Origin of the sequence: Streptomyces sp. NPDC058375 (assembly GCF_042723425.1) — a bacterium.
Classification (GTDB): domain Bacteria; phylum Actinomycetota; class Actinomycetes; order Streptomycetales; family Streptomycetaceae; genus Streptomyces; species Streptomyces durocortorensis.
Genome location: NZ_JBHXJG010000373.1, coordinates 1 through 5068 on the forward strand (window position 1 = coordinate 1; position 5068 = coordinate 5068).

Consider the following 5068-nt stretch of genomic DNA (forward strand, 5'->3'; position numbering starts at 1 on the left):
GGATCATCCTCCGGCCCGGCCCTCGACTGCGTGGAGCGGGCGACGGGAATCGAACCCGCGTAGCTAGTTTGGAAGACTAGGGCTCTACCATTGAGCTACGCCCGCAAGGCTCGCACCGCAGGTCTGTGGACCGCGGCACGAAGAGCATCGTAGCGGGTCGGTGGCGGTGCCCGCACACCCGTTGTGCCGACCGCCGGACCCGGTTCGCGTCGGCGCCGGACCCGACCCGGGGGAGCCGCCCCGTAAAGCGGCGGATCCGCGGTCCTCGTGCATGTACCCTACGTGTCGCACCGACGGGGTGTGGCGCAGCTTGGTAGCGCGTCCGCTTTGGGAGCGGAAGGTCGTCGGTTCGAATCCGGCCACCCCGACCACCAGCAAGATCGCATTGTGGGAGTCCTCCCCCTTGCCGTTACTATGCAAAATGCGTGCCCGTGTGTCTGATGTACCGGGCTCGGTCCGCGAAGCCGCCGATCGGCGGTCGAGCAGAACCCCAAGAAGTCAGCCACCAAGGAGACCGAACCGTGAAGAGCGCCGTGGAGACCCTGAACCCGACTCGGGTTCGGCTCAGCATCGAGGTGCCCTTCGAGGAGCTCAAGGACAGCCTCGACGCGGCGTACAAGAAGATCAACCAGCAGGTCACGGTGAAGGGCTTCCGCAAGGGCAAGATCCCCGCCCGGGTCATCGACCAGCGGTTCGGCCGCGGTGCGGTGCTGGAGGAGGCCGTCAACGACGCCCTCCCGAAGTTCTACACCGAGGCGGTCAACGAGGGTGAGCTGAACGTCCTCGGCCAGCCCGAGGTCGACATCACCGAGCTGAAGGACGGCGAGCTGCTGGCCTTCACCGCCGAGGTTGACGTACGCCCCGAGATCGAGATCCCGGACTACTCCGGCATCGAGGTCACCGTCGACGCCCTCGAGGTCACCGACGAAGAGGTCGAGAAGGCCGTGGAGCAGCTCCGTGAGCGCTTCGCCGCCACCAACCCGGTCGAGCGCGCCGCCGCCGACGGCGACGTCGTCACCATCGACCTGGAGGCCAAGGTCGACGGCGAGGTCCTGGAGGACGGCGTGGCCGCCGGTGTCTCGTACACCATCGGTTCCGGCGAGCTCCTCGACGGCATCGACGAGGCCGTGACCGGCCTGGAGGCCGGTGGCGAGGCCACCTTCACCTCCGAGCTGAAGGGCGGCTCCGCCGAGGGCAAGGCCGCGGAGGTCACCGTCAAGGTCACCGCCGTCGCCGCCCGTGAGCTCCCCGAGCTGGACGACGACTTCGCCCAGATGGCCAGCGAGTTCGACACGCTGGAGGAGCTGAAGGCCGACAGCCGCAAGCGCCTGGAGACCACCAAGCAGTACGACCAGGCCACCCAGGCCCAGGAGCGCGTCCTGGAGGAGCTGCTGAAGCTCGCCGAGGTCCCGATCCCGGAGAAGCTGCTCGCGGACGAGGTCCAGACCCGCAAGCACAACCTGGAGCACCACCAGCTCGGTCAGATGGGTCTCGACCTGGAGAAGTACCTCGAGATCCAGGGCAAGACCCTGGAGGAGTTCGAGAACGAGACCTCCGAGCAGGCCATCAAGGGCATCAAGACCCAGTTCATCCTGGACGAGCTCGTCAACAAGGAGAAGCTGAACGTCAACCAGGAGGAGCTCACCGAGCACCTCATGCGGCGCGCTGCCTCCTCCGGCATGAGCCCCGACCAGTTCGCCCAGGCCGTCGTCGAGGGTGGCCAGGTGCCGATGCTCGTCGGCGAGGTCGCCCGCGGCAAGGCGCTCGCCGTCGTCGTCGAGGCCGCCAAGGTCGTCGACACCAACGGTGAGGTCGTCGACCTGGAAGACGACGAGGACACCGCAGAGACCGCCGAGACCACGGAGGCGGCCGCCGAGGCCACCACCGAGGACAAGGCGGCCGACAAGGCCGAGGAGAAGAACGAGGCCTGAGCCTCGTCCTGATCCGAACGACGGGCCCCGAACGCACCACGTGTTCGGGGCCCGTCGTCGTATCGCTGTACGAGCCCCGGAACCCTTGTGCCCACTGCGGACCTTGCGCTCCCAGCGAACAGTTGCGGAAGCGGGATGGCGTTGTCCCACCTGCGCGTTAGGGTCCATGAAGAGGAAGGGTGGGGCAGTGACTTCACCCGCCCGGTACGAAGACGCTGAGACGGCCGGAGCCGTCAGAGACGAGCAGGTGGATACGTGACGAATCTGATGCCCTACGCCGCCGGAGAGCCGTCCCTCGGTGGAGGCCTCGGTGACCAGGTCTACAGCCGACTGCTCGGCGAGCGCATCATCTTCCTCGGTCAGCAGGTCGACGATGACATCGCCAACAAGATCACCGCACAGCTTCTCCTCCTTGCCGCCGACCCGGACAAGGACATCTACCTCTACATCAACAGCCCCGGTGGTTCGGTGACGGCCGGCATGGCGGTCTACGACACCATGCAGTACATCCCCAACGACGTCGTCACCATCGGCATGGGCATGGCCGCCTCCATGGGCCAGTTCCTGCTCACCGGCGGCGCCGCGGGCAAGCGCTTCGCGCTCCCGAACACCGACATCCTCATGCACCAGGGTTCGGCCGGCATCGGTGGCACGGCCTCGGACATCAAGATCCAGGCCGAGTACCTGCTCCGCACCAAGACGCGGATGGCGGAGATCACCGCCCGCCACTCCGGCCAGACCGTCGAGACGATCATCCGCGACGGCGACCGCGACCGCTGGTACACGGCGGAGGAGGCCAAGGACTACGGCCTCATCGACGAGATCATCACGTTCGCGTCGGGCATCCCGGGCGGCGGCGGCACCGGTGCCTGATCCGGTATCCACCGGACCGTCGGCACCACTCCCGCACCCCCTTCTCGTACGCCGAGACCTCCAGCCCCAGAACGCCACCAGGATGGTGAACACCCACATGAACAACTTCTCCGGCGCCTCCGCGAGCGGCCTCTACACCGGCCCGCAGGTGGACAACCGCTACGTCGTCCCGCGCTTCGTGGAGCGCACCTCGCAGGGTGTGCGTGAGTACGACCCGTACGCGAAGCTCTTCGAGGAGCGCGTGATCTTCCTGGGCGTCCAGATCGACGACGCCTCGGCCAACGACGTCATGGCGCAGCTGCTGTGCCTGGAGTCGATGGACCCCGACCGCGACATCTCGATCTACATCAACAGCCCCGGCGGCTCGTTCACCGCGCTCACCGCGATCTACGACACGATGCAGTTCGTGAAGCCGGACATCCAGACGGTCTGCATGGGCCAGGCGGCCTCCGCCGCCGCCGTCCTGCTCGCCGCCGGCACCCCGGGCAAGCGCATGGCGCTCCCGCACGCCCGGGTGCTCATCCACCAGCCGTCCTCGCAGACGGGCCGCGAGCAGCTCTCGGACCTGGAGATCGCGGCCAACGAGATCCTCCGTATGCGGACGCAGCTGGAGGAGATGCTGGCCCGGCACTCGACGACCCCGCTGGAGAAGATCAGCGAGGACATCGAGCGGGACAAGATCCTCACGGCCGAGGACGCCCTCGCGTACGGTCTGGTCGACCAGATCGTTTCCACCCGCAAGACCACCGCGGGCGCATCGCTCTGACGTCGGTCTTTCCCCTTGGCACATTCCGTTTGCACGACCACGGCCGTGTGAACCGTGCCAAGGGGGGCCCGAACGGGGGCCCAGGCAAGGTACCGTCGACTAGAGGCACCAGGAGCCGCTGAACCAGGCGGCCTCCCAGGCGAAGGGGAAGCACCTCGTGGCACGCATCGGTGATGGCGGCGACCTGCTCAAGTGCTCGTTCTGCGGAAAGAGCCAGAAGCAGGTGAAGAAGCTCATCGCGGGGCCCGGTGTGTACATCTGCGACGAGTGCATCGATCTCTGCAACGAGATCATCGAGGAGGAGCTCGCGGAGACGAGCGAGGTGCGCTGGGAAGAGCTTCCCAAGCCCCGCGAGATCTACGAGTTCCTGGAGGGGTACGTCGTCGGGCAGGAGCCCGCGAAGAAGGCCCTCTCCGTCGCGGTGTACAACCACTACAAGCGGGTCCAGGCCGGGGAGAACGGCGGTGGCGCCGGTCGCGAGGACGCGATCGAGCTCGCCAAGTCGAACATCCTCCTGCTGGGCCCCACGGGTTCCGGTAAGACGCTCCTCGCCCAGACGCTGGCCCGCATGCTCAACGTCCCGTTCGCGATCGCGGACGCGACGGCGCTGACGGAGGCCGGTTATGTCGGCGAGGACGTCGAGAACATCCTGCTCAAGCTGATCCAGGCGGCCGACTACGACGTCAAGAAGGCCGAGACCGGGATCATCTACATCGACGAGATCGACAAGGTCGCCCGCAAGAGCGAGAACCCCTCGATCACCCGCGATGTCTCCGGCGAGGGTGTGCAGCAGGCCCTGCTGAAGATCTTGGAGGGCACTACCGCCTCCGTCCCGCCGCAGGGCGGACGCAAGCACCCCCACCAGGAGTTCATCCAGATCGACACGACGAACGTGCTGTTCATCGTGGGCGGCGCGTTCTCCGGCCTGGAGAAGATCATCGAGTCCCGGGCCGGCGCCAAGGGCATCGGCTTCGGCGCCACGATCCGCTCCAAGCTGGAGATCCAGGCGAGTGACCAGTTCCAGGAGGTCATGCCGGAGGACCTGGTGAAGTTCGGGATGATCCCCGAGTTCATCGGCCGTCTCCCCGTGCTGACCTCGGTCCACAACCTGGACCGCGAGGCCCTGCTCCAGATCCTCATCGAGCCGCGCAACGCCCTGGTCAAGCAGTACCAGCGCCTCTTCGAACTCGACGGTGTGGAGCTGGACTTCGAGCGCGAGGCGCTGGAGGCCATCGCCGACCAGGCGATCCTGCGCCAGACCGGCGCGCGCGGACTGCGGGCGATCATGGAGGAAGTCCTCCAGTCCGTGATGTACGAGGTCCCGTCCCGCAAGGACGTCGCCCGCGTCGTCATCACGCCCGACGTCGTCCGCAACAACGTCAACCCGACGCTGGTCCCGCGCGAGCCGCGCACGATCGGCAAGAACGACGGCGGCCGCCACGAGAAGTCGGCGTAGCCGCAGGCGACTTGCGTACGCCAACGCCGAAGGGGCGCCCAC

At 67.1% G+C, this 5068-nt stretch carries 4 protein-coding genes and 2 tRNA genes; 5 read left to right on the top strand and 1 reads right to left on the bottom strand.

Annotation, left to right across the window (positions count from 1 at the left end; all coding sequences use genetic code 11):
• Positions 1-31: 31 nt before the first annotated feature.
• Positions 32-105: transfer RNA gene (locus tag ACFWM7_RS33470), tRNA-Gly, on the bottom strand.
• A gap of 189 nt (positions 106-294) precedes the next feature.
• On the opposite strand from ACFWM7_RS33470, the gene ACFWM7_RS33475 reads away from it, so the two are divergent.
• The 5 genes from ACFWM7_RS33475 to clpX all read left to right on the top strand — a co-directional run bounded on the left by ACFWM7_RS33475 (position 295) and on the right by clpX (position 5026).
• Positions 295-371 (top strand) — tRNA-Pro (locus ACFWM7_RS33475).
• 150 nt (positions 372-521) lie between these two features.
• Positions 522-1931: a trigger factor gene (gene tig / locus ACFWM7_RS33480; protein WP_383268069.1), complete on the top strand. Its 1410-nt coding sequence runs from the start codon at positions 522-524 to the stop codon at positions 1929-1931.
• Between the two features lie 267 nt (positions 1932-2198).
• Positions 2199-2804, top strand: coding sequence for an ATP-dependent Clp protease proteolytic subunit (locus ACFWM7_RS33485; protein ID WP_366817271.1), 606 nt, complete (start codon positions 2199-2201; stop codon positions 2802-2804).
• A gap of 82 nt (positions 2805-2886) precedes the next feature.
• Positions 2887-3570 (top strand): ATP-dependent Clp protease proteolytic subunit, encoded by a 684-nt coding sequence (locus ACFWM7_RS33490; RefSeq protein ID WP_006124415.1) that lies wholly within the window; start codon positions 2887-2889, stop codon positions 3568-3570.
• A gap of 157 nt (positions 3571-3727) precedes the next feature.
• Positions 3728-5026, top strand: a complete 1299-nt coding sequence (gene clpX / locus ACFWM7_RS33495; protein WP_003969179.1) for an ATP-dependent Clp protease ATP-binding subunit ClpX — start codon at positions 3728-3730, stop codon at positions 5024-5026.
• Positions 5027-5068: the final 42 nt, after the last annotated feature.